Origin of the sequence: Hymenobacter sediminis, from assembly GCF_003231285.1 — a bacterium.
GTDB classification, from domain to species: domain Bacteria; phylum Bacteroidota; class Bacteroidia; order Cytophagales; family Hymenobacteraceae; genus Hymenobacter; species Hymenobacter sediminis.
Map to the genome: position 1 here is coordinate 53,204 of NZ_QKNS01000004.1, position 23,972 is coordinate 77,175.

Below are 23,972 nucleotides of genomic sequence, written 5' to 3' on the forward strand. Positions count from 1 at the left end.
CCCCCTTCATAATCAGCAAACCCTCTTATAGAGCAGCCTACTCCTGGCAGGCTGCATTTTATTTGCTATACGCGCCGCCTGGTACTTGCAAACTTTGTGCATCTTCAGCCAGTCAGGCAGCTAACTAGCTGGCTCTCTATAGTCCTTTATCAACAATCTATGCCGTTTCGCTACCTATTCCTTGGCGGTTTCTTTCTGCTGCTGCCTTTCCTAACCCCTGCCCAAACGCCAGCCCCTGATAGCAGCTACACGGCTAAGCTACAGGCTCCGGGCGTGAAAATGATAACCATTGATGGGAAGTATAAAGTCTGGACTCAGAAGGTGGGGCAGGGTAACATTAAGCTGCTGCTGTTACACGGCGGCCCTGGCAACACCCACGAGTACTTCGAGAACTTCCCGGAATATTTAGCCAAAGAAGGCGTCGAAATCTATTATTACGACCAGCTCAACTCCTACCACTCCGACAAAACGGACGACAAAAGCGTCTGGAATATTAATCGGTTTATAGAGGAAGTAGAGCAGGTGCGCCAAGGACTGGGGCTAGATAACTTTTATCTGCTGGGGCACTCCTGGGGTGGTATGCTGGCCTTGGAGTACGCCGCCAAATATCCACAGCACCTGAAAGGCCTTATTACCTCCGATATTGGCTACAAGGCCACCGTGTTCAACAAGCACCGCTTCAGCCAGTACGCCGATATCATTCGGCGTCGGTCGGCCAAGGAGGGCAAAGTCATAGCCGGTCTCGACACTATGGGCCTCAAAGCCCTGTCACAGTACATCACGCCGGAGGTTATGACGGAGTTTCGGCAACTGCACATGATGCGCCTGCCTAAGGAGCCCGCCACGTTTACCCGCAGCCAGGCCCACATCACGCGCACGTACGCCGGCTACTTTATGCCCTTCATGCTGGCCTGGGACTTCTCTGATCGGCTGGCATCCATCAAACCGCCTACCCTAGTTATCGGCTCCCAGTACGACTTCATCCCCACTGCCGACATCGACTATATGCAGCGGCAGATTCCGAACTGCCAGAAGTACATCTGCCCCGAAGGCTCGCACTACGCCATGTGGGACGACCCGCAGCATTACTTTCCCGCTCTCATTAAGTTTCTGCGCAAAACAGAGCGAAAAGGGTAATTTGTAGTAGTGCAAATCTACCCCGGCCATGACCGTCGAATACGTTCGCTACCGCATTGACCCTGAGCAGCAACCCTCTTCTGTGGAAGCCATTCATCAGGTCAATCAGCTACCGGCTATTGCGCCCGACTGTCTTAACTACCAACTGGCTCACTGCGAGGAAGAACCTACCCTATTCATCTGGCGCATTGAGTGGGCCTCTGTGGAGCAGCACCTAAACGGCTTCCGCAAGAGCCCGGAGTTTAGGCTTTTTTTCAGTTGGTAAAGCCGTTTTACCAAAGCACTCAGGAAATGAACCATTACGCGGCAGTGGGGTAAGGCCGGTCAGGCAGGACTGCCCCCGTACACAGTCCATTTCGTTCCGAAACTTTAAGCTAGCATGCACAAGAATCATCCTGACATGCACATACTTGATGAGACCGATGTGTACATATTAGGCCACGTCTTTGAGGATGCTTATCTGATTAGAAAACGTAACGGCGAATATGTTTTCGAGGATGACTTTTACGGCGACCCACGATGTGGTTGCATCGATCCTGCTAATGAATGGGCAGTAATAGCTGGGGAACACATTTCTCTGTGGCACGCTAAAAAAGGACTTACTAAGTTCTCATCTTCGGAGCACCGATGGGCTCAAGACTTACGATTAAAAGATAATCTAATCGAGTTACTTATTGATCCTTGGGGAAGCCAAGCAGCTATTTGGGAGCTAAATCCAGTTACAGCTGTAATTCAGAAGCGCAGAGACTTTTTTGACTATCTGGGCAAGGATTACGCAGAGTTGATTGATTGGTAAGCTCCTGCCATCAATAACCCCTACCCCCTTACGCTCGTCTAACCGGCTACCGCTCACCTAGCCTATGTTGCATGAGTCTTTGGGAGATTATAAAACGCCTTTTCCCGTACGTAAGGCCCTACCGAGGGCTGGTTATTGCCACCCTGCTGCTCACGCTGGTGGGCTCATTGGCCGCCCAGGTAAACCCGTTTGTGCTGCGCTACACCGTGGACACAGTGCAGGGCCTGCTCAACGGCAATGCTACGCTGGCGGCTGGCATGCCCATGCTGCTGCTAGTAAGTGGGCTGCTGCTGGGCAAGGAAATTATCAACACGTTTATTCAGTTCGGGCAGAAGTTCTACGGCGAGAAAATCCGCATCAACGTATCCAGCACGCTTATTCAGGATGCCGTGCATAAGGTGCTGGGTTATCAGCTGGGTTTCTACGCCGATAATGGCAACCAGACCGGCAAGCTCCAGACCCGCATCGACCGGGGCGTGGAAAGCCTGATGAAGCTGGTACAGAACTTCTTTATTGACATTCTGCCGCTCTTTGCTAATTCCATTGTGGCCCTGGTGGTCATGTTCACGGCCAACGTGTATGTAGGGCTAGTGGCTGTGGCCGTGCTGCCGGTGTACTTCTGGCTGAGCTACCGCCAGGCCGATAAGCTTAATGGCACCCGCCGGGCCCTGCGTGGCCTGCGCGAGGCCCGCAGCCAGGGCCTGGTCAACCTCATCGATTCGGCGGTGGTTATCAAAAGCTTCGTGCGCGAAGACTACGAGGAGCAGAAGCAGGCCAAAACACAGCAAAACCTGCAGGAAGCCCAGCTCCAGACGCGCAAAACCAACTTCCTCTACGACGGCCTCAAGACCTTCACCGAGCAGATAGGGGTAGTACTGATCATCATCCTGACAGCCTATTTAGTACTCGATAGGCAAATCAGCATCGGAGCCATCATGTTCCACATTCTGCTGTTCAACAACGTGTCGGCGCCCATCCGGCAGCTGCACCGCATCTACGACGAAATGAACGACGCCCTCACCTATTCTGAAGGTTTCTTCGACATTCTGGATGCGAAAAACGCCACCGAGCCGACAGGCCCGCTCAAGCCTGAGGACCTGCAGGGCACCTTCGATATCTGCAACGTGGACTTCACTTACCCAAGCGGCACCCAAGCCCTGCACGATGTATGTTTAACCATTGAGGCGGGCAAAACTACCGCGCTGGTGGGCCTGAGCGGGGCCGGCAAGAGCACCATCATCAACCTGCTCTGCAAATTTTACGCCCCCGACCATGGCAAAATGCTGCTCGATGGCAAGCCCCTGGCCGACTATGATACCCATGCCCTGCGCCAGCAGATTGGCCTAGTGCTCCAGAAAAACCACATTTTCAAAGGCACCATTGAGGAAAACATCCGCTATGGACTGATGAACGCCACCTTCGAGCAGATTCAGGCCGCGGCCAAACAAGCCTACCTGCACGAGCAGATTATGGAGCTACCCAGGGGGTACCAGTCCGATGCCCAGCAGCTTTCGGGTGGGCAGCAGCAGCGCATTGCCATTGCCCGCCTGTTCCTAAAAAACCCACCCATCATCTTCCTCGACGAGCCTACCGCCTCCCTCGACGCCATTGCCACTGAGCAAATCAAAAACTCCCTCGACGCCATCAAGCAGGGCCGCACGGTAGTTATCATCTCTCACTCCCTGGCGCAGATTGTCGACTCCGACGTCATCTACGTGATGAAGCAGGGCCGCATGGTCGAAAGCGGCACCCACGAGCAGCTCTACGACCTACGCGGCACCTACCGTGAAATCTTCGACGCCTCAGCCCGCAGCCTCAACATCGAGAAGCTGGCCCGGGTGCTGGTGGATGACGGGGACGAGGTAGAGGATACGGCAGCGTGAGGTAGCTTGGTTATTATTGTACTGCCTTTCTGCTTCCTAGCTAATGTACTTCAATGAAGTTGTTTCGCACTTGCATTATATCGGCCTTTACGCTTATTAACCTCTCCTGCTATGCGCAGGCAGATTACACCCCCAAAGAAAATTGGTGTATCCAGAAGGCCACAGACCAAAGCAATAATGATGTGCTCATTACTGCTAACCTGAGCTATAAAGACTATGCATACAAAGCCTCTTTTCCTTGGTGCCTGGCAGTAAATATTATAACTGTTAATAAATATCCCAACGGTCATCCGACACCTGAGGAAGCTGCTGTTTTGAATGATACGGAGGATATTATCACCTCTGCTTTACGCCAAGCCGGTGTGATACAGTATGTAGGGCGTGTTACCGTTAAGGATTATCGGGAGCTGTACTATTTCGTGGCTGATCCGGAAAGAGCAGATGCAATACTTTCACGCCTTACCAAAAAACGTCAGCCGAGAAGATGGGAATACAGCATGCAACAAGATCCTCAATGGGAACGTGTGGCGCCTTTTTTCAGCGGCACCCCCAAATGCCTATAGCCGTTTTGGGCCTACCTAGCGTGAGCTTAGCGCAGTGGTAGCCCATAACGGAGAAGGTTTGTCAGCACTCAGCTAACACCGCGCCGCTCAGAAGTTGTTGTGCTAGCGGGTGTGGTGATAACTTGCTTCACAATCCAGCGCAGGTTGCGTTATATTAAACTCGTGCTAATACTATCCTACTTATCTCCTTCTTATGAACGACATCACTGCTAAGTTCTTTCAAGCCTATTGGCAACCTGGTATGATGGAGGTGTACACAGAAGATGTGTCCGCAGCCATGATGGCAGGGCCAGTAAATGAGGATGGATGGTTCGAGTGGAAGCTGGCCGAAGGCACGCTACTCGATGCTGAGTACGAAAGATTGGCCAAGGCTCATGGAGTGCTGTTGCCACCGAGTTTCATCGACTGGCACAAGGCGTTCTTCTTCTGCGACGGAGACTGTTTTATCGCCAGACTACCTCCATCGCTGCCGAACGAGCCCCTAAGGCATTTAGCTGCCGAGCTAAAAACGGGCGAGTATCTAGATCTGACTACGCAGGGGCTATACACTTTTGCGCAGGCCAACAACGACGCTGGCCCGTTGGTGTTTGATGCACGCCAGCCAGTAGAGAACAATGAGTTTCCCATCCGGGAGTACGAGCATGACGCTGGAAACTATTCGGGTGACTTGGCAGGCTTGAGTGAGGTTATTTTCTCCTCGTTCAGCAAAATGCTGGAGTGCCTCACCTTTTTCTTGAATCGCCCCAAAGCAATGGACCAGACAGAAGCAGTGCGTGCTTTTTTTACTATTGACCCAACTGGGGCCGGGGGACCAGGTAGGGAGTATTGGTTAAGCCAGTTCGTAGAGCACTGATTACCTTGTTAAATCGACACAAGCTAATTCGCCACCTCCCCCATTTCCATGACCCTCGACCTGACCGGCATCACCAGCAAAGCGGCCATTCACCAGCTATTCAAGGAGAAGCTGGGCTTTGAAGACTGGTACGGCCCGAGCTGGGACGCCTTCTGGGATTCTGTTGTGGCCATTGTTGAAATGCCGGAGCAGCTCACGCTCATCAACTGGCAAGAATTCGCTGAAAGCTGCCCCCGCGACATGCAGATTCTGCGGCAGGTAATGGAGGACTATGCGGTGGAAATGGCCCCCAAGCGCATCGTGCTGGCCTGATTCTGTGCCCTTCCTACCTGGTACACTTTTTACAAACCAATTCCTACCCTTTCGGCTAACACAAAGGGCATTTCAATTAAACCGGCGTTTCGGACGGTGTGGACCTTTGCTAGCGTCAACCAACCGAAATAGCCTGTTATGAAAGCGGTAAGAATCCATGCGTTTGGCGGCCCAGAAGTGCTGCACCTGGAAGACGTGGCGCGGCCCGTGCCCGCAGCGGACGAAATCTTAATCAGGGTGTATGCCAGCGGCGTCAACCCCGCCGACTGGGTGGTGCGAGAAGGCGGCAACGACGTGCTGCGGCCCTACCTGAAATTGCCCATGACCCTGGGCTGGGACGCGGCCGGAATTGTAGAGGAAGTGGGAAGCGCGGTAACTGACTTCCGGAAAGGCGACGCCGTGTACGGGGAGCCTGATTTCCCCGGCGCCGGCAGCTACGCGGAATACTGCGCGGCCAAAGCCAGCCAATTCGCGCATAAGCCCCGGAGCCTCAGCTTCACTGAAGCGGCCGGGGTGCCGCTGGCCGGCCTCACGGCCTGGACGGCCCTCTTCGCCGACGGTAAGCTACAAGCCGGGCAACACGTCCTTGTTCAGGGTGCTGCGGGCGGCGTGGGTAGCCTGGCGGTGCAGTTTGCCAAAGCCAAAGGTGCCTACGTCATCGGTACCGCCTCGGCCGCCAACCTGGACTACCTTCGACAACTGGGCGCCGATGAAGTGCTGGATTACCGCAGTCAGCCGGTGACAGAGTTGACTCAGGGCGTGGACCTGGTGCTGGAAGCTTCGCCGTTGCGCGACAATGCGGAGCGCCTGCGCACGGTGGCCGCCTTGCAGGATGGGGGCATCTTCGTCAGCGTGAACGTGGACTTCCCGTTCAGCGAGGAAGTGCTGGCCGCCCTGGCCGCCAAGCATGCCACCGGTCTGTTATCGAACAACCAGCCCCGGCAGGAGTGGCTAGCTGAAATGGCCGAGCTGATTGACGCTAGCAAAGTGAAGGTGGTCGTTAGCCGGGTTTATCCGCTGGAGCATGCTGCCGAAGCCCACCGCGAAAGCGAAACCCGGCACGTGCGCGGCAAGTTGATACTGGAAATCCAGCAAGAAGCCGAGCCGGCATGAGGCACTTTAAAACCATCAGCGAGTTTCACGCCTACCGGGGGCTGCCCAAGCCCCAGCACCCACTGCTCAGCGTAGTAGATGTCGGGACGGTTGGGCACCTGCACGACGGGGAGTCGACGCAGTTGCTGCTGGATTTTTACACCATTTCCGTCAAAAGAATGCGGAACGCGAAGGGCACCTACGGGCAGCAGCCGTTTGATTTCAATGAGGGCATCTTGTCCTTTATGGCGCCCCGGCAGGTGTTTAGCATTGCGGCAGTAAACCCAAACGAACAGATAGAAAAATCAGGGTGGGTAGTGTATATCCACCCTGATTTCATCTGGAATACGCCGCTGGCCACAACCATCAAGCAGTACGACTTCTGGGATTATTCGCTGAATGAAGCCCTGTTTCTCTCGGCCAAGGAAGAAGCCAGCATCACGGCGCTCATTCTAGCCATTCAGGACGAGTATCACGCCAACATCGACCGGTTCAGCAAGCCCATTATCATTTCGCAGCTGGAAAGCCTATTGCATTACGCCGACCGGTATTATCACCGGCAGTTTATCACCCGCGAAAAAACCAATCATCAGGTACTGGCGCGGGTCGAGGACTTGTTGCGCGCGTATTTCAACAGTCCGGATGTGGCAGAAAAAGGTTTGCCGACTGTGCGCTACGTAGCCGAGCAGCTGCATCTTTCCCCGAAGTACCTGAGCAGCCTGCTGCGCGTATTGACGGGGCTGAACACCCAGCAGCATATTCACGCGCAGCTAATCGAAAAGGCTAAGGAACGCCTGTCTACCACCAGCCTGACCGTCAGCGAAATTGCGTACGAGCTGGGCTTTGAGCACCTGCAGTCCTTTAGCAAGCTCTTCAAGACCAAAACCACCCTTTCGCCGCTGGAATTCAGAGCTTCTTTTCAGTAGCACACTAGGGCGCATATAGAGGTTGCTTTAGTAACTGGACAAAGAATTACGGCAAGGTCCTCAGCTGTTGCAGGCCATTGACCAGCACGTCGGCGGGCAGCTGGAAGGGCGACTCCATTAGTCAACTTTATACTACGGGCACTGTCCCCCCATCAATCAAATAATTGGCGCCGGTCAAGTAGGAGGCGGCTGGGGAAACCAAAAAATGAACCAGTGCCGCAACTTCCTCCGGTTCCGCCATGCGCCCCATGGGGATGCCGCCCGCTTGCGTCGCCAGTTGTTGAAAGGTTTCCTCCGTACTTAAGCCGGAAGTGGCCGCCGCCTTCTGAATGAGTCGCTGCATCAAAGGCGTGTTCGTCGCCCCTGGGGAGACGGTCAGCACGCGCACGCCCTGAGGAGCAAGTTCATTCGACAGGGCTTTGCTATAGGCATTGAGTCCTGCTTTGGACACGGCATACGCTAAATTGTGATGCCACACGGGTTTTAATCCAGCCATCGATGAAATATGAATAATCACTCCACTTTTTTTCGCCAGCATGTGGGGCAACAGTGCCCGGTCCAGCCGAATGGTAGCCAGCAAGTTGAATTGCAATTCCTGCTCCCAGTCTTGGTCCGTTAAGCTGCTAAATCCCCCGCGGGGTGCCGTCACGCCGCCCGTATTGTCGATCAGAATATCCAGGCCACCATACGTTTCGTTGATGGTTTGGGCCAACTGGTCTACCTGTTGCGGCTGGGTGATATCCGCTTGCAGGAAATGCTGGGCCGGATTGGCCTCCTCGGGAGGGTGGCGGGCGGTAATGATCACCCGGGCGCCTGCCTGGCTTAACTTGTCCGCAATGGCTTTGCCTATGCCTTTGGTGCCGCCCGTGACCAACGCCGTTTTCCCGGCTAGGTCTGGGTACTGCTGGTGGTTGCTCTCCATTTGACTTATGGTGCTGAATAAATTACAGCCGCAAAGTTCTGGGCTTACTCCACCGGGCGGGTAATTGAAATCAATCGAAAAAGTATACGAAACACGCCATATCCCTTCTCGACAGCTACCCTGCCTCACCCAGCTGGCGTGGGCCGACGGGGCAGCGGGGCCCGCACGCCTGGCTTAGGCTTGGCGGCGGAGGGCGAGAGGCGTAGAGCCGGTGTGCTTCTTAAAGAAGCGCTGGAAGTAGGTCGGATACTCGAAGCCGAGGCAAGCGGCAATGCTGGCCACGCTCCAGTCGGTGTGCCGCAGCAGCGCCTTGGCCTCCTCCAGAATGCGGCAGGCAATGTGGGCACTCGTGGGCTTACCCGTCACTTGCTTCACCGCTTTGTTGAGGTGATTGACGTGCACGGCTAGCCGGTCGGCAAAGTCCTGCGGCGTTGTAAGGGGCAGTTGCTGCGTCGGGAGTTCAATCGGAAACAGACGCTCCAGCAGGTCCAGAAAGCGCGATGTGAGGCGGGTCGCCGCGTCCTTCGGCGGCACAACCGCATCCGCCGGTTGCAGGTGCAGCGCCTCGTGAATGAGCAACTGCACATACGTGCGAATCAACTCGGCCTTGAATGGGTAGTCCCCTGCTTGTTCGGTCAGCATCTTTGCAAAGATACCCCGTACGTAAGCGGCCTGTGGCTCAGCAAGCTTAAACAAGGGGGAACTGCCAATTTGAAACAGCGGCGACTGGTGCAGGCTTTCCGATCGGCCGGCGGCTTTTACAAACTCCTCGGTAAACAAGCAGGCGTAGGCGTGCAGGCGGTCCGTGCGCAACTCGAGCGAGTACGGAATATGCGGATTGGCAAAAAACAGATACTGCCCGTCCAACTCTAGGCGTTGGTGGGCATAGTGCAGCAGACCCGAGCTCTCTATCAAGAGCACCTTATAGTAATCGCGCCGACTGAATACCTGCGCCGCAAGCCGTGGCTGGTGTGCCCCCGGTAGATGCAGGTTTTTCTCGTACACTTTAAAGCCTTTCAACTTTACGTCGAGGAGGGGAGAGAGGCTAGGGTTCATGCAGTAAAAGTACAGCAACGGCTAGTAGCGTCAGCGCCTGATCCAGGGCCATGAGCACTAATTCGATGGGCATCTACGGGGCCACCCACGACCCGCCGAGAGCAGGGTATCGCGCCAAAGACGCAGGTAGCACCACCGCCCGCCGCACGCGCTACAAGAACCCGTACTTCGCTGGCTGCCCGGTTAACAACAGGCCACGCTTTCTGCTGGCAAGCCGGTCGAAAAGACCTTACCGTAATTCTTCGTCCAACTACTAACGCTACCCCATATAGGTGGTGCGGCCTCGGTTGCGCCGCTCATTGCGTGCTATACGGGAGCGAAACGTTAGGGCGGCGGCGAGACAAAATTCGGTTTCGGCTGTTCTAGTGTCTTTCCACGGGTGACGCCCCGCGCGGCCGAGCAAGCAACCCCGGCCCGCCTACCCTACGCATTATTAGGGTGCCGGTGTGCCGCCATATGGCTCACTGGGGGCGTTACCCAAAACCCAGACATTCGAATCATGAAGGAAACCGCACTAGTAGTTGGTGCCAGCGGCATCATTGGGAGCAACCTAGCCCAGGAGCTGCTGCGCCACGGCTGGACTACCTACGGCCTGGCCCGCAACCCCAGCACCGATGTGGCCGGCCTGCGCCCGGTAGCCGCCGATTTGCTCGACCCCGCCAGCTTGGCAACCGCTCTGGCCGACGTGCAGCCTACCCACGTTTTCATCACCAGCTGGCTGCGCCAGGACACCGAGGCCGAGAACATCCGCGTGAACGGGGGCATGGTGCGCAACCTCCTCGACGCCCTCTCGCCGAAGGGCACGGTGCAGCACGTAGCCCTGGTAACCGGCCTGAAGCATTACCTCGGCCCCTTCGACGCCTACGCCAAGAGCGGCACGCTACCCCTCACCCCCGTGCGCGAGGAGCACCCGCGCCTCCCCCTCAACAACTTCTACTACGCCCAGGAAGACGAGGTGTACGCCGCCGCGGCCCGCGACGGGTTTGGCTGGAGCGTGCACCGCCCGCACACCGTTATCGGCAAGGCTGTGGGCAACCAGATGAACATGGGCACTACGCTGGCCGTGTACGCTACCATCTGTAAGGAAACTGGCCGCAAGTTTCAGTTTCCCGGCTCCGAAGCCCAGTGGAATGGCCTCTCCGACGTGACGGACGCCCGCATACTGGCCAAGCAATTAGTGTGGGCCGCTACCACCGAGGGCGCCCGCAACCAGGCTTTTAACATTGTGAATGGCGACGTATTCCGCTGGAGCTGGCTCTGGGGCCGGCTGGCCGACTGGTTCGGGGTGGAAGCGGCTGGTTTCGACGGCACCGTGCGCCCCTTGGAAGCCGAACTGGCCAACGATACTGACCTGTGGCGCGAAATTGCTACCCGCCATAACCTGGCCGAACCCAACCTGCACCGCCTGGCCTCGGCCTGGCACACCGACCTGGACCTGGGCCGGCCAATTGAGGTAATGACGGATATGGCCAAGAGCCGCAAGCTGGGCTTCCTGGTGTACCAACCCACCGATGAGTCATTCTTCGACCTGTTCGAGCAGTTGCGCACTGACCGTCTGATTCCATAGTTGGTTGCCTAACTACCAGCACGCCGCTTTCAGCCGTTACGATAGTTGCGGCTGGAAGCGGCGTTTGTGTTTGTTGGCTTCGTTCGGCCATTGCATGGCACTTAACGGCCATCAAGCCAAATATCCTCCTCCAGGCAGAAAGGGAAAGCGCATTTCGGGTAATCTTTGTGCGGTTTCTGTCTTTCGGTTGCTTCCGCGTTCCATGCTGCCCTTCTCTCGCTTTTTTCTTGTTGCTCTCTTGGCACTGTGGACGTCCCTGACCCACGCTCAAAAGGCACCTTTCAGTATCCAGACCATTAGTCTGCCGAAAGAAATTGCGGACCGCAACAACCAGTTCTCCGGCCTGTTCATACGCAACAACCAGTTACTGCTGCTTTCGGAGAGCCGCTTGCAGGAACGCGCCGAAGCGAAGGTGTACGCGCTGGACCTAGCCAGCATCAACGGCCAGCTAAAGCAAAAGTCGGGGGAAGTGGCGTACCGGAAATACGCCCTGCAGAACCTGGATTTGATTCGGGCCCGCATCGACAGTGCCTGCCAGGTGTACGAGGGCTTGGAAGGAATTACCATGGTGGGCAGCACGGCGTATTTCACCATTGAAACGACTACCCCTTCAGCCTACTGCTACCTGATTAAGGGCGAATTAGACGAGGCCGGCGCCGCCATCCGCCTGGATCCGCGCTACCTGGTGCCGCTGCCCAAACCGGTTCTCACCGACGGTACCCACATCAACAACGCCGGCTTTGAAGCCGCTGCCGACTACGACCAAAGCCTCTTGTTGCTGTTCGAGTACAACTACTTCACCCACGACAATTATGCTTTTCGGCTCTCCACCGCAGCTACTACCCCCGATATTCCGCGGTATGTACCCGTAGCCCGCCTGCCCTTCCGCGTGACGGACTTAGTACACGAGGGGAAAAACCGCTTCACGGCCATTAACTATTTCTATAACGGCAATGATGACAGCGTGTACCGCACGCCAGACCAAGACCCAAATACCCGCTTTATTCGCAACGGCAGTAGCTACCAGAACTATTGCCGACTCATTAGCGTGCGCTACAAGCGCGACAAGGTGAGCTGGAAACCCCTGTTTGAGCTGCCGCGGGAGTACATGACCTATAACTGGGAAGGCTTGGCGGCCTACCAAGGTGGCTACTTCCTCATCAACGACAAGTACGGCCCCTCCAACCAATCGACGCTCTTGTACCTGCAGAAAAAGTAAGCGGAGCACCGGGTTCAGGCCCGGGGCGGGGTAGTAAAGTTGAAGGCAGGTCGGTATAATTGCTGGCCCACCTAATGCTGCTCGTTATGCTTCGCTACTTTCTATTGCTGCCTTGTTTGCTGCTTTGCCAGGTAGTGCTGGGGCAGCGGCCCGTGCCTTACGGCAACAACCCAGCGGCTGGCCACTACGCCAGTGTGCGCGGCCTGAAGCTATACTACGAAACCTACGGGAGCGGCGCGCCCCTGCTGCTTCTGCACGGCAACGGTGGCAGCAGCCAGGCTTTCGCCAAAACCATTCCCTACTTTGCCAAGCGCTACCGTGTTATTGCCCTCGATAGTCGGGCCCACGGCAAATCCACGGATGCATCTGATTCGCTGAGCTTCGAGCAAATGGCCGACGACTGCGCGGCCCTGCTTACGCAACTGCGCCTCGACTCAGCCTATGTGCTGGGTTGGAGCGACGGAGGCATTACGGCGCTGGTGCTGGCCATGCGCCACCCCGGGAAAGTAAAGCGCCTGGCGGCCACCGGCGCCAACCTCTGGCCTGACTCCACGGCCCTCACGCCCAGATTATGGCAGCAAATGCAGCGCGGCTACCGCGAAGGCAGCACCCAAACCTTCACTGATGCCAAGCGCCGCAACGATTGGAAGGTGTTTCTGCTCGACTGGAACCAGCCCCACATTCCGTTGTCGGCGCTGGCCCGCATACAAGCCCCCGCCTTTATTATTGCCGGCGACCGGGACATCATTCGGGCCGAGCACACCCTGGCTATCTACCAAAGCCTACCCCGTGCCTGGCTGTGGATAGTGCCTAACAGTGGCCACGCTACCCTCCACGACCACGCCGACGAGTTTAACCGCAAAACCGACGTTTTTTTTCGGGCTAAAGCCATTTTAGCCAGCAAGAAGTAACCCCGCTCCTACCCTCTGCTTTCCCCCTATGCCCGGCGAAACCGACCTTACCCAACTCCTGCGCACCATGAAACCGGAGCTGCAGCCGGGTACTTATGTGTTCTGTACTGTTGACTCCCTTGAAGGATTCGAGCTTGCCGAGGTGGTAGGTATGTTTCGGGAACGGGAGGGGCTTACCGTTATTCTGCCCCAGGCCACGGCCGACCGGCTGCGGTTGCCCTACACCTTCGTAGCCGCCTGGATTACCTTAACGGTGCACTCGGCGCTGGAAGCTGTGGGCCTGACGGCAGCCTTTTTGCAGGCCCTGGCCCAGGGCGGCATCAGCTGCAATGTGGTGGCTGCCTATTACCACGACCATATCTTCGTCGCGGCCACGGATGCAGAGAAGGCCATGCACTTACTCCAGGAACTGATTGCAACAAGCAGCCAGATGCAGGAGCCTGGATAAGCTTTCCGAAAGTAAGCAAGTAGTGAGTAGCTTAGGGGCATTATCCCTTTCGGTATTCTTATGCTAAGGCTGTTATTCCTGTGCCTGATTCTGGCATTTTCTCTGGCTTCTTCCGCCCGCGACAAAGTAACTGTTGAGCTGTCCATTCAGCCAGAGGCCCGGACCTTTTCCGCCCAGTATACCCTCAACACCCACGTAACTGGAGGCAAGCTTCTGCTCAACCTGAACAAGCCCTACCACCTGACCAACGTTACAGGGCCCAACGTCCGGACCTACACCTCGGCTTTGTTCTTTGATTCCTTCACGGGCGATACGCTACGGCAGATAACCGTTGAATTCTTCACTAAAAACCCTCGGCAGCAGCTTACGGTGCAGTACGAAGGTCGCATTGGAGCCCGCTTTGCTACCGACAGCATGGCTGAGTTTACGGCACATGCCAGCTGGGTACCTACTATTCCGAATCAGGAGTACGCGGTAGTTGACTACCGACTTACGGTGCAGGTGCCTACTACATATCATGTAGTGAGTACCCGCCTGGCGCGCTCCAGTACGCCGGGCCGATACGTCTTTGAAGGGCGTACTTCCACTATTGAAATTGGGGCATTGGCAGCGCGGCGGTTCTTTTCGCTTACCTCCCCTACCCCTGCCGCACGGGTAAACCTCTACAAGGCCAACCGCCCCTGTACCGCCACCGACAGCCTACTGGTGCGAGATGCCGGTAAGATCATTGGGTACTTTAATCAGGTTATCGGACGCAAAGACCCCATTCGGCATTTTACGTTTCTGCTGCCAGGCATCAACCGCACGGCTAGCGGGCTGCTGGATAACGCGGCCATTATTGCCTACACCACCTTTGATACCCGAGACCCCGGCGACCTCCTGATTCTGGCCCACGAGATTAGCCACAAGTGGTGGAGCTACGGAGCCTGGAACACCTACGACAACTGGCTGAATGAAGCATTTGCTACCTATTCCGGCCTGCTCTACCTGCAAGCAGCCGGCGATACAACTAGCTTCCGGAAAGAGCTAAGCAAACGCCAGAAGTCCGCCGCCACGGCCCCTGCGCTACTAGGTTTCGAGCCCCGCAACTACCCCTACCCTGTCCGGCGGCAGGTACTCTATGACAAGGGTACAGCCATCTTATTTGAGCTACACCAGCGCCTCGGCGATGAGCCATTTTTTCAGATACTCACTGCTACTGCCGCTGCTCGGGTGGCAACCACCGATGAATTTCTGCGGATAGTGGAACGTGAAAGCTCCCCCGCTACTCGCCAATGGCTGCAAGCAAAACTCAGTCAGTAAAGCCAGCTTACTTATGCAACCTGGTGCTGCCTATCATTAGGCAAAGGCTGCTTGCACCTGCTCTGTTGTGGCTGTAGCGCCCCTCCCTATCTTTGATCCACTTGCTGTTACCCTTTCTTGATGAAATTACTTCTACCCTCCCTATTCGCTGCCACCTTGTTACTCAGTGCCTGCTCGAAAGACGATGATACGGTCCCGATGCTTACGGGTCAGTACCGCACCGAGTCGACTATCAAAGCAGGTACACTGCAGATGTATACGAGCACTGGCCTCGTTACCAACCAGACGACTATTACCCGTTTTTTGCGGCGCCTGAATGGAGCCTCTACTGCTTTCCTTCGCCGCGACAGTACCATAACCGGCGCTCCGTTGGAGCTGCATTTCCGGGAGAACAACCGCGTAACGCTGGCATCTGTGGTGCCCGCCGGTACCGACGACCATATGATTGAACTGGAAGTTACTACCCGTGCCCGGAAGCACTACCTGCTCTCGGACCTGGACTCTGTAACTAGCTACGTTGCATCGCCTGGTTATGGCAGCAACCAAAACCCATGCGCAGCGTTCCCGCAAAACATCCAGGAACACCAGCCCGCCAAACGCTGCTTCCCTATAGCTATGGCTACTAGTTTCGAGCAGGTATGCCGACTGCGGCCCCTGTGGGTACTTAGCTTCCGGGATGGCCAACCCGTGATTCCGTTGCTCAGCTGGTTGGGCAAGTCTAACCGAAACGGCCGCTACTGCTGGCTGACCAATAATTCCTGGAACACCGTGAGCCCAAACCTGCGCAAGAACCTCTCGCCCGGCGATACTGTGGTGGTACAAGCAAACGAGGTAACCTTGCGCAAGCAGTAATGCTGCACAAGGTTACCTCTCTTATCTGGTGCCCGAAAGCGTTTAGCTAACTGTGGGCGGGTTGCGGTTTACTACCGGGCCGGCCCCGGCCAGTTGGCTTACCATGTCGTCAAGGATTTCCTTGCTGTACCCGATGCGGTTGGCGTACTCCATGCACAGGCCGTACTCGCGGGGGTCAATCTGGCCGTCCTGCAGCATCATCTGCACCAGCGTCTGGAGTTCCAGGGTACGCTGCAGGCCATCGGCGGGCACCACAAAGCTGAGTACGCTCAGGTTATCGGCCAGGGGTTGGGTTTGCTTGGCTGTCAGGCCCAGGCGGTTGCCAATCTGCAACAGAAACTCGCCTTCCTGGTCGTCCAACTGACCGTCGGCGGAAGCTAGCAGGAGTAAATTCTGGAAGAAGCTCAGCTTCTTCTGCTCAGTATTCAGAACCTCTTCGAGGGTGTGTTGCGACTGCATATCGGTAGCGGTAGGATGTGAGGAAACTACCCGCCTCGGGGCGAGTATCCTTTTCAACGCGGCCTCCGACGGAAGGTTATTTGCCGCTTTCTACCGCTCAGCTCTCAAACATTCCCTTATACATGTCGTTACTTTGGGCATCATTGTTCGACTTATGTGCCCTCCGCGGGCACTGATTGTTTTGCGCGCTAATTCATGATTACATCATTGCGACGGGGAGACGGCAGCACTTATTTGACCATTGAGCACAACCTGCGTGACAACTGGGTGCATGCTCATTGGTACGGCCGCCAGACCCTGGGCACCGTAATGGACGGCGGCCTAACCCACCTGGAAATGCTGCGGCAGGAACCCTGCGCCAAGCTTCTCAATGACCACCGCGACCTGGTAGGCGCCTTCACCGAAGCCAACGACTGGATTCAACAGGTTTGGACGCCGCTTATTATTGGGGCGGGCTTGCGCTACATCGGGCAGGTAGTGTCGCCGGATGTGTTTGGGCAGTTTTCCATGGAAGACCTACAGCAGCGCATCGGCGACCAGCTTCAGATTCATATGTTTGAAGATCTGGAGGAGGCCGAAGCTTGGCTGCGGGCCCAGAAGTAATACTGGCCGCCTATGCCCTCGGCTTCCAGGGCTCGGGCCCGGCGAAGATGCGCTTGAGCGTGTACGCTCGCGCCTCCCGCGCGGAAAGCTGCCGGGACCAGGCTACGCGCGTAGTGGCCGGAGCTGCACCAGGCCCGGTAGAGCGGTACTCTATGTAGCGAGCAGTCTTTTCGCTCTCCGGCTTCTTCCAGTTGTCCCAGCCCGCGGGCCGGATGTGCGGCCCCATGTAGGTGTGCAGGTAGGCCACCTGGGCGTACGGCTGCCAGGGCCGCCCCAACGATACATTGGTAGCTAGTGCGGTATCGGCCGTGAGCTGGCATTTCCGGAATACAAAGCCGTAGGCCTGGTCCTGGGGAGTGGCAGCCGCCGTGATGTGAGAGTTTTTCTTGCTTCGGATGGTGCACTGGTCGAACACGGCTGTGCTGCTCCCGAAAATAAAATCGGTGGTGCCTTCAATGAAACACTGGTAGAAATACTGGCGGGTGTGGCCAGTAGCCAGAAACAGCGTGTCCTGGTCGCCGAGGATGCGGCAGTTCCGGAAGATGCAGCGGTCGGCCTCAACGTGCAAAGCCACCGCCTGCCCAGCAGTACGGCCGGCTGTATTCTGAAACGTGAGGTTTTCGGCTCTGAAATCAGCCCCTTGCACCAGCACCGAGTACGAGGTGTAGGTATTGATAGTGCCCTTGCCGCTGTGGTCGTCGAAAGTCAGGATGGTTTGACTCCGGTCGTCGCCCAGCAGCGTCAGGTGAGTTTTGGTGGCCGGAACTACCAGCTTTTCTTTGTAGACACCCTTCCGGATGCGGATGACTACCTCCTGCTTTGACTGAGTAGGCGCTGCATCAATAGCCGCCTGCACCGTGCGGAACTGCCCACTTCCATCCTGAGCAACTACCAACTCTTGGGGCCGGGCAGTGGCCGCTAGGGCAAGCAGCAGTAGGGTAAGCAGAGCAAGTAGCTTTTTCGTCATCGAACGGGCAGCAGTAGTGTTCATAACATTAGGTCTGGCCCAGCCAACCGGCAAGAGTTTCCTACCCTCGGCTTTGCCTTCAAGCCTTATTCCTGGGTAGGGTCCCAACCGCGCAGCACAGTTTGCAGGGTGTATTGCTGAGCTTCGGCGTCGGAAAGCTGGCGGGCCCAGGCTACGCGCTGCTTGGGAGCGGCGCCGGGGCCCCGGCTTTGGTATTCGGCGTAGCGGGCGGTTTGCTTGTTGCTTTCTTTGTCCCAATGGTCCCAGCCTTCGGGCTTGATCTGCTTGCCCAGCTCGCAGCGCAGATACACCGTTTTGGCGTAGGGGCGCCAGGGCCGACCGAGGTAGAAGCTGCCGGCGGGTGCATTACCGGTCAGGCGGCACTGGTTGAACACGTAGCCATAGCGCGTGCTGTCGGGGGTAGAGGCCGCCGTGACAAAGCCGCCAGTTTTGCAGAAGATGGTGCAGCGCTCAAACCAGGCGGTGCTGCTGCCGAAGATAAAATCCACAGTACCTTCTATGTAGCAGTCTTCGTAGTACTGGCGGCTGCCGTAGCCGTAGGTGTAAAGCGTATCCTGAAATCCCAGGAAGCGGCAGTTTTTAAACCGGGCTTTGTCGCCGGCCACCCACATAGCCACGGCCTGCCCCACGGGCCCCGAGGAATTCTGAAACGTGAGGTTTTCAGCCGTAAAATCAGCGCCGTAGATGTAGCAGCTGGCGGAGCCCGAGGTGCCTTTGTCCTCCCCGAAAATGTTTTTCTTCTGGTTATAGTCGTCGTAGGTGAGGATGGTTTTCTTCCGGTCTTCCCCAATTAGCCGCACCAGGTTTTTGGAACCCGCCAGAATCAGCTTCTCCTTATACACACCTTTTTTGACGAAGATGGTGGTGACTTTCTTTCTGAAATCGGGCACGGCATTGAAGGCTTCCTGCACCGTCCGGAATTGCCCGCTGCCGTCTTGGGCTACCACAAAATCATAGCCCAGGGCCTGGCTCAGTGTTAGCCAGAGGAGCAGAGAAAAAAGCAGGACAGGTTTCATGGCGCGCGGGTGGGTAGGGCGGCAACTTATTTGAAATCCGCTGGAATCGGCTGTATTCCTCCCGCTATTTCCGCGCAAACGTTGTCGGGAACGTTGCCACTCCCTACCCCCTTGTCAGCACCAAAGCCGCCCTGAGTCTGGACTCAGGGCGGCTTTGGTGTGTAAATCAGGCTGATCTACCCCTTATGAAACGGGCAACCCATAGCGGCGGCCTTCTCACTGCCGGCGGCTGGCATGGGTAGGACAGCCAAGGCTCCTTTGCCGGTTGCCCGCACATTCGTCATCACAAAGCCGCTGGCGGGCAATGTGGGCATGCGCGTTAGGTCATAGCTTAGGTCCTGGGCCGGCACGTCGTAGCGGATACCGTCGTTGAGGAAGGCTACGGCTTGCTTCATGGCTTCAATGGTAATCCACTCGCCGGCGCAGCGGTGGCCGGTCAGGTATTCGCCGCCGCCCTGCGGAATAAAGTCGTAGGGGCTTTCCTGCCACTGCCGGAACCGCTCGGGCCAGAACACTTCGGGGTCCTGCCACAGGCGCTCGTCGCGGTTGGTGCCGTACACATCCAGCAGCACCATCGTGCCCTTCGGAAACTCAAAGCCGTGCCAGGTAAAGTCGTCGCGCACCAGCGCACCTACAAACGGGGTGAAGGGGAAATAGCGGCGGACTTCCTGCACAAATAACTCGGCGTAATCCTCGGCGGGATTGCGCAGTAGCTGGCGGTAGGCGGGGTGCTCATGCAGGGCCAGGGCCGCAAAGGTGATGTAGGTAGCAATAGCCACAATGGGCCGGGTGGCGTTCATCAGCTCAATAGCGGCCATTTGTACATCCAGCAATTCGCCGTCCGCATCCCGGTACCAGGCCACCATGTGAGCCGGCGAGCCTTCCTGCACCGGCAATTTCCCCTTCCGGATGGCCCGGATAATACCGCGCATCCACTTCTCGCCGCGGCTGCGGGCCTGCTTGCCGCGCCAGTGCCGGGGCCCTACCCCGCCAAAGCCATCTACCATGTCGCCGAAGTCGCGGGCGCGCTTGCTTACCTCGTCTTCCTGTAGCGGCACCTCAGCCCAGGCGCACGCCGCCCGGCACAAAATTTCCTGGGCTTCGCGAAAGAGCACTACCCGGTCCATCTTTTCCCAGCGGTGAGCGTAGCGCTGCCACTGCTCGGCCAGCAGGCTCATCAGCCGCTCCCGACTAGCCGGCCCCATCAGGGCCATGAACATTTCCTTGCGGCAGCGGTGCTCCCCGTTGTCGCGGGTCTGGATGGCGTCCACGCCCATCAGAGTGGTTTGCACCCGGCGCGGCACGGCCCCTTTCCGGATAAAGAGCTTAGGGTTGTAGAACAGCTCGGCGGCCTCAGCTCCGTGCAAGCAAATAGCCTTCATGCCCATCAGCCGAATCTGGAAGATATCGGAGTCGAAGCGCTGGCTGCGGCTGTACAGGAAGGGGTAGCCTTCGCGCAGCACGTCCAGGGTGCTGTCGAAACTTGGGTCGCGGAAAATCTTGGGCATGGTCAGGTAGTAGTCGAATAGGTCGCCAAAATGAATGCCTTTACCTTACGGCTCGTTGACACGGAGGATATTGTGGAGCCGGTGAAAAGACCTACTTTACTTCCCATTACCTATGATAATCAATGGCCTTAATCGGCTTTCTACAGCAGCATTATCCAAGCCTGACAACAGCCAAGCCTTTATTTGATTGCTGGCTTATCTCACTCCGATTTAACTTACAGAAGGACACCCTTGCTACTTCTGATGAGGCTTACTTCCAAGAGGTAATTCATAGAGCTTCTTTGTTATTCCGAGCCGTTTTTGCGCCCGATGAATATGCTTTGCTTGTACATGAGCAATGGAGGTCCAAACGGCATCGGATTAGAAGCAGCAATTATTTGCTGCGTCAACTTCCGGTTCCCCAAACAGCTATCCACTTTCAGCGAATAACCAACCCCTATTCTGATACCCTGAAATGGATGAGAATGCACTTTCCTATCACCATTTCACAAATACCTTACACTGAAATTTTAGCTGCTATCAGTAATCAAGATTTTGGAAGAAGGCCCGCCCTCCTTGGCCGCCTATTCTTTCTCAATCAACGCACGGGTCTTGTGTTTCACATGTACGACGACCGGGGATTGGACATCATCGGCCCTGACGTAGCATCTCTTCGCTACCTATATGAGGAGTTTAATGAGTTGATACTGGACTACGACCGGCCACAGATTGACGCATTATTTGCTACATAAAACGCAAAAAGCCCGACCTAATGGCCGGGCTTTCTTATTCTGAACTCTGACAACAGGTAGCCTAGGCTTTGCTGTTAGTGATGAGTTCTACGATTTCCTCTGAGATGCCGGTAGTGCTGAAGCCGCCATCGTGCATGAGGTTCTGCATGGTCACGTAGCGCGTCAGGTCGGAGAACAGGCTGATGCAGTAGTCGGCGCAGGCTTCGGCCGGAGCATTGCCCAGCGGCGAGAGGCGGTCGGCGTACTCATAAAATGCATCGAAGCCGCTGATGCCAGTGCCCGCCGTGGTTTTAGTGGGCGACTGAGAAACGGTGTTTACGCGTACTTTCTTCAGCTTGCCGAGGCGCTGACCGTAGCTCCGGGCAATGCTTTCGAGCACGGCTTTGGCCTGCGACATGTCCGTGTAGTCGAGGAAGGCGCGCTGAGCGGCAATGTAGCTCAGGGCTACTACCGAGCCCCACTCATTGAAAGCATCCTGCTTCTCGGCCACGGCTAGCATCTTGTGCAGCGACAGGGCCGATACGTCCAGGGTTTTCTGGTACCACTCATAGTTCAGCTCGCCGTAGTGCTTGCCCTTGCGGATGTTGGCACTCATGCCAATGCTGTGCAGCACAAAGTCGAGCTTACCACCGAGTTGCTCCTGAGCGCCACTGAACAGCTTTTCCAGGTCTTCCACGGAGGTAGCATCGGCCGGGATGATGGGCGCATTGCACTGCTCCGAGAGCTTATTGATTTCGCCCATACGCATGGCCAGCGGGGCGTTGGTGAGCACAAAGCGAGCACCTTCGGCGTGGGCCTTGAGGGCTACTTTCCAAGCAATAGATTCCTCGTTCAGGGCACCCGAAATGATGCCGACTTTACCAGCGAGTAGGTTGTTAGACATGTGGTGAAATGGTGAGATGGTGAAATGGTGAGTTGATGTTTCGGACTCCCCTGCACCGTTTGAAACTCCAGGTTAGCGGCTGCCAAGTTAGCCATTCACCACCTCACAATTTCACTACCTCATAATTTCACCCCTACCCTACCAATTCCTCGCCGCGCATGGCCAGCAGCTCGCGGGCACTCTGGTAGGCGTGTTGGCTGGGGTTGGCGCCGGAAATCATCTGGGCAATTTCATGAATGCGCTCCTCCAGGTTCAACATCCGGATGCTGCTCACGGTACGTTCGGCGCGGTCTTCCTTATACACGAAATAGTGCGCGTCGCCGGCGGCGGCCATTTGGGGCAGGTGGCTGATGGTAATAAGCTGATGCTTACGGGCCATCTGCTGCATCATGCGCCCCACCTTCACGGCAATTTCCCCGCTGATACCCGTATCAATTTCATCGAAGACGATGGTGGGCAGAGCTGTTTTATCGGCCAGCATGTACTTGATGCAGAGCATGAGGCGCGAGAATTCACCACCGGAAGCCGCTTTGCTCAAGGTTTGGGGCTGAGCACCTTTGTTGGCCGTGAACAGGATGCTTATCACGTCGATGCCGCTGGTAGCGGGCGGACCTTCCTGGTGATGCACCACAATGCGCGAGTTCGGCATGCCCAAGTCAGCCAATAAGCCTACTAGCTCCTTTTCAAACTTCGGGAATACCTTGCGGCGGGCTTCCGAGAGGCGGCTGGCCTGCTTTTTTACAGTTGCCAAAGCACCTTCGGCGTCGCGGCGCAGGCGGGCAATCTGCTTATCCAGGTTAAGCACGGAGCCCACCTTGTCGCGCAGGTCACCGCGCACGGTAAGCAGCCCCACCACGTCGCGGACCTGGTGCTTGCGCTGCAGATTATACAGCACGTTCAGGCGGCCCTGCAGTTCATCAATGCGGGCGGGGTCGCCCTCGGTGCGGCGCTCTACTACCTCTATTTCGTCGGCAATGTCGTGGAGCTCAATTAGGCAGCTGTCGAGACGGTGCTTTAACTCGCGGGCCTGCTCCGAGTAAGAGGCAATCTGCCCGAGCAGGGTAGCAGCCTCCTTCATGGCACTAGTGGCGCAGTACTCACTTTCCGTCAGGCTTTGCAAGGCCGAAGTCAGCTTGAACTTGATTTCCTCGGCGTGCTCTAGCTCCTTCACTTCCTGCTCTAGCTCGTCCTGCTGCTCATTATCGAGGCGGGCATCTTCCAGCTCACTAAGCAGAAAGCTATGGTAGTCCAGCTCTTTGTTGGCCTGAGCCACCTGATCTTCGAGAGCTTTGAGGTCGGCCTCCAGCTTCCGGTATTGGCGGTAGGCATTGCTGTACTGAGCACGGGTAGGCACCAGCCCGGCGTACAAATCCAGTAGGTTCAGCTGAAACACGGCATCTCCCAGCAGCAGCGTATCGTGCTGAGAGTGAATGTCCATGAGGTTCGCCCCGATGTTACGCAGGGTTTCCAGAGTCACGGGCGTGTCGTTCACGAAAGCCCGTGACTTGCCAGCCGGACTAATCTCGCGGCGCAGAATGCATTGGGTGTCGTAGTCAAGGTCTTCGGCTTCGAAGATATCCTGCAGCTGGTAGCTGCTGATATCAAATTGGCCTTCAATCACGCACTTCTTCTCCGTGTCGAAGAGCATGCGCGAATCGGCCCGGTTGCCGAGCAGCAGGCCAATGGCCCCGAGCATAATCGACTTGCCCGCGCCGGTTTCGCCGGTAATAATATTCAGGAGGGCCGAGGGTTGCAGCTGAAGCTGCTCAATCAGGGCGTAGTTTCGGATGCGCAGGTCAACTAGCATAGCAATCCAACATGAGGGCCGCACAACCGGCCATAGCTAATTAAAAGGAAAAGCTACGGGCCGGCCACAACCGGGTCTAGTAGCTTTAGCAAAGCTACTAGCTCATTTAGTTAATTGCTAACTATTTTTGCTTAATAA

At 56.5% G+C, this 23,972-nt stretch carries 26 protein-coding genes; 18 read left to right on the forward strand and 8 right to left on the reverse strand.

Translation table 11 applies throughout. From position 1 onward, the window contains the following. The first annotated feature begins 159 nt into the window (after positions 1–159). From DNI29_RS11805 to DNI29_RS11845, 9 genes are all read left to right on the forward strand, one after another. Positions 160–1,137, forward strand: coding sequence for a proline iminopeptidase-family hydrolase (locus DNI29_RS11805; protein ID WP_110978322.1), 978 nt, complete (start codon positions 160–162; stop codon positions 1,135–1,137). Between the two features lie 28 nt (positions 1,138–1,165). Beyond that, on the forward strand, positions 1,166–1,402 hold the full coding sequence (locus DNI29_RS11810) for a putative quinol monooxygenase (protein ID WP_202910438.1): 237 nt from the start codon (positions 1,166–1,168) through the stop codon (positions 1,400–1,402). A gap of 114 nt (positions 1,403–1,516) precedes the next feature. After that, a complete protein-coding gene (locus DNI29_RS11815) occupies positions 1,517–1,933 on the forward strand; it encodes a hypothetical protein (protein ID WP_162303592.1) in 417 nt (138 codons plus the stop codon). A 71-nt stretch (positions 1,934–2,004) separates the two neighbouring features. Next, complete coding sequence (locus tag DNI29_RS11820; protein WP_110978324.1) at positions 2,005–3,816, forward strand: ABC transporter ATP-binding protein; 1,812 nt, start codon at positions 2,005–2,007, stop codon at positions 3,814–3,816. A 53-nt stretch (positions 3,817–3,869) separates the two neighbouring features. Next, on the forward strand, positions 3,870–4,379 hold the full coding sequence (locus DNI29_RS11825; protein WP_110978325.1) for a DUF695 domain-containing protein: 510 nt from the start codon (positions 3,870–3,872) through the stop codon (positions 4,377–4,379). A gap of 193 nt (positions 4,380–4,572) precedes the next feature. Continuing rightward, complete coding sequence (locus DNI29_RS11830; protein ID WP_110978326.1) at positions 4,573–5,232, forward strand: hypothetical protein; 660 nt, start codon at positions 4,573–4,575, stop codon at positions 5,230–5,232. 48 nt (positions 5,233–5,280) lie between these two features. Next, positions 5,281–5,544, forward strand: coding sequence for a barstar family protein (locus DNI29_RS11835; protein ID WP_110978327.1), 264 nt, complete (start codon positions 5,281–5,283; stop codon positions 5,542–5,544). 138 nt (positions 5,545–5,682) lie between these two features. After that, positions 5,683–6,657, forward strand: a complete 975-nt coding sequence (locus DNI29_RS11840; RefSeq protein ID WP_110978328.1) for an NADP-dependent oxidoreductase — start codon at positions 5,683–5,685, stop codon at positions 6,655–6,657. Further along, positions 6,654–7,562: a helix-turn-helix domain-containing protein gene (locus DNI29_RS11845; protein ID WP_110978329.1), complete on the forward strand. Its 909-nt coding sequence runs from the start codon at positions 6,654–6,656 to the stop codon at positions 7,560–7,562. The genes DNI29_RS11840 and DNI29_RS11845 overlap by 4 nt, the downstream gene beginning before the upstream one ends. Before the next feature lie 127 nt (positions 7,563–7,689). On the opposite strand, the gene DNI29_RS11850 is transcribed toward DNI29_RS11845, so the two are convergent. Both DNI29_RS11850 and DNI29_RS11855 read right to left on the reverse strand, forming a co-directional pair. Continuing rightward, on the reverse strand, positions 7,690–8,484 hold the full coding sequence (locus DNI29_RS11850) for an SDR family oxidoreductase (RefSeq protein WP_110978330.1): 795 nt from the start codon (positions 8,482–8,484) through the stop codon (positions 7,690–7,692). 174 nt (positions 8,485–8,658) lie between these two features. After that, positions 8,659–9,540: a helix-turn-helix domain-containing protein gene (locus DNI29_RS11855; RefSeq protein WP_110978331.1), complete on the reverse strand. Its 882-nt coding sequence runs from the start codon at positions 9,538–9,540 to the stop codon at positions 8,659–8,661. A gap of 50 nt (positions 9,541–9,590) precedes the next feature. On the opposite strand from DNI29_RS11855, the gene DNI29_RS24140 reads away from it, so the two are divergent. The 7 genes from DNI29_RS24140 to DNI29_RS11885 all read left to right on the forward strand — a co-directional run bounded on the left by DNI29_RS24140 (position 9,591) and on the right by DNI29_RS11885 (position 15,839). After that, positions 9,591–9,797 (forward strand): hypothetical protein, encoded by a 207-nt coding sequence (locus tag DNI29_RS24140; RefSeq protein ID WP_123823223.1) that lies wholly within the window; start codon positions 9,591–9,593, stop codon positions 9,795–9,797. A 242-nt stretch (positions 9,798–10,039) separates the two neighbouring features. Beyond that, the gene (locus DNI29_RS11860; protein WP_110978332.1) at positions 10,040–11,107 is read left to right on the forward strand and encodes an SDR family oxidoreductase; all 1,068 of its coding nucleotides are present in this window, start codon (positions 10,040–10,042) and stop codon (positions 11,105–11,107) included. Between the two features lie 238 nt (positions 11,108–11,345). Beyond that, a complete protein-coding gene (locus DNI29_RS11865; protein ID WP_123823224.1) occupies positions 11,346–12,326 on the forward strand; it encodes a hypothetical protein in 981 nt (326 codons plus the stop codon). 86 nt (positions 12,327–12,412) lie between these two features. Further along, positions 12,413–13,237: an alpha/beta fold hydrolase gene (locus DNI29_RS11870; protein WP_110978714.1), complete on the forward strand. Its 825-nt coding sequence runs from the start codon at positions 12,413–12,415 to the stop codon at positions 13,235–13,237. A gap of 28 nt (positions 13,238–13,265) precedes the next feature. After that, positions 13,266–13,685 (forward strand): ACT domain-containing protein, encoded by a 420-nt coding sequence (locus DNI29_RS11875; protein WP_110978334.1) that lies wholly within the window; start codon positions 13,266–13,268, stop codon positions 13,683–13,685. Between the two features lie 60 nt (positions 13,686–13,745). Continuing rightward, positions 13,746–14,987 (forward strand): M1 family aminopeptidase, encoded by a 1,242-nt coding sequence (locus DNI29_RS11880; RefSeq protein ID WP_110978335.1) that lies wholly within the window; start codon positions 13,746–13,748, stop codon positions 14,985–14,987. Positions 14,988–15,107: 120 nt separating this feature from the next. Beyond that, a complete protein-coding gene (locus tag DNI29_RS11885) occupies positions 15,108–15,839 on the forward strand; it encodes a hypothetical protein (RefSeq protein WP_238388076.1) in 732 nt (243 codons plus the stop codon). 42 nt (positions 15,840–15,881) lie between these two features. On the opposite strand, the gene DNI29_RS11890 is transcribed toward DNI29_RS11885, so the two are convergent. Then, positions 15,882–16,298 (reverse strand): tellurite resistance TerB family protein, encoded by a 417-nt coding sequence (locus tag DNI29_RS11890; RefSeq protein ID WP_110978337.1) that lies wholly within the window; start codon positions 16,296–16,298, stop codon positions 15,882–15,884. A 195-nt stretch (positions 16,299–16,493) separates the two neighbouring features. On the opposite strand from DNI29_RS11890, the gene DNI29_RS11895 reads away from it, so the two are divergent. Next, positions 16,494–16,901, forward strand: coding sequence for a hypothetical protein (locus DNI29_RS11895; protein ID WP_123823226.1), 408 nt, complete (start codon positions 16,494–16,496; stop codon positions 16,899–16,901). 10 nt (positions 16,902–16,911) lie between these two features. Here DNI29_RS11895 and DNI29_RS11900 read toward each other — a convergent pair whose 3' ends face one another. From DNI29_RS11900 to cypC, 3 genes are all read right to left on the reverse strand, one after another. After that, complete coding sequence (locus DNI29_RS11900; protein ID WP_238388077.1) at positions 16,912–17,892, reverse strand: pectinesterase family protein; 981 nt, start codon at positions 17,890–17,892, stop codon at positions 16,912–16,914. Positions 17,893–17,954: 62 nt separating this feature from the next. Further along, entirely contained in the window at positions 17,955–18,905 is a 951-nt protein-coding gene (locus DNI29_RS11905) for a pectinesterase family protein (protein WP_110978339.1), read from the reverse strand. A gap of 176 nt (positions 18,906–19,081) precedes the next feature. After that, positions 19,082–20,413, reverse strand: a complete 1,332-nt coding sequence (gene cypC, locus DNI29_RS11910; RefSeq protein WP_110978340.1) for a CYP152 family fatty-acid peroxygenase CypC — start codon at positions 20,411–20,413, stop codon at positions 19,082–19,084. A 122-nt stretch (positions 20,414–20,535) separates the two neighbouring features. On the opposite strand from cypC, the gene DNI29_RS11915 reads away from it, so the two are divergent. After that, entirely contained in the window at positions 20,536–21,144 is a 609-nt protein-coding gene (locus DNI29_RS11915) for a DUF3885 domain-containing protein (RefSeq protein WP_110978341.1), read from the forward strand. A 61-nt stretch (positions 21,145–21,205) separates the two neighbouring features. On the opposite strand, the gene DNI29_RS11920 is transcribed toward DNI29_RS11915, so the two are convergent. Both DNI29_RS11920 and recN read right to left on the reverse strand, forming a co-directional pair. Beyond that, positions 21,206–22,027: an enoyl-ACP reductase FabI gene (locus DNI29_RS11920; RefSeq protein WP_110978342.1), complete on the reverse strand. Its 822-nt coding sequence runs from the start codon at positions 22,025–22,027 to the stop codon at positions 21,206–21,208. Positions 22,028–22,160: 133 nt separating this feature from the next. Beyond that, complete coding sequence (recN, locus tag DNI29_RS11925) at positions 22,161–23,834, reverse strand: DNA repair protein RecN (RefSeq protein WP_110978343.1); 1,674 nt, start codon at positions 23,832–23,834, stop codon at positions 22,161–22,163. Between the last annotated feature and the right edge of the window lie 138 nt (positions 23,835–23,972).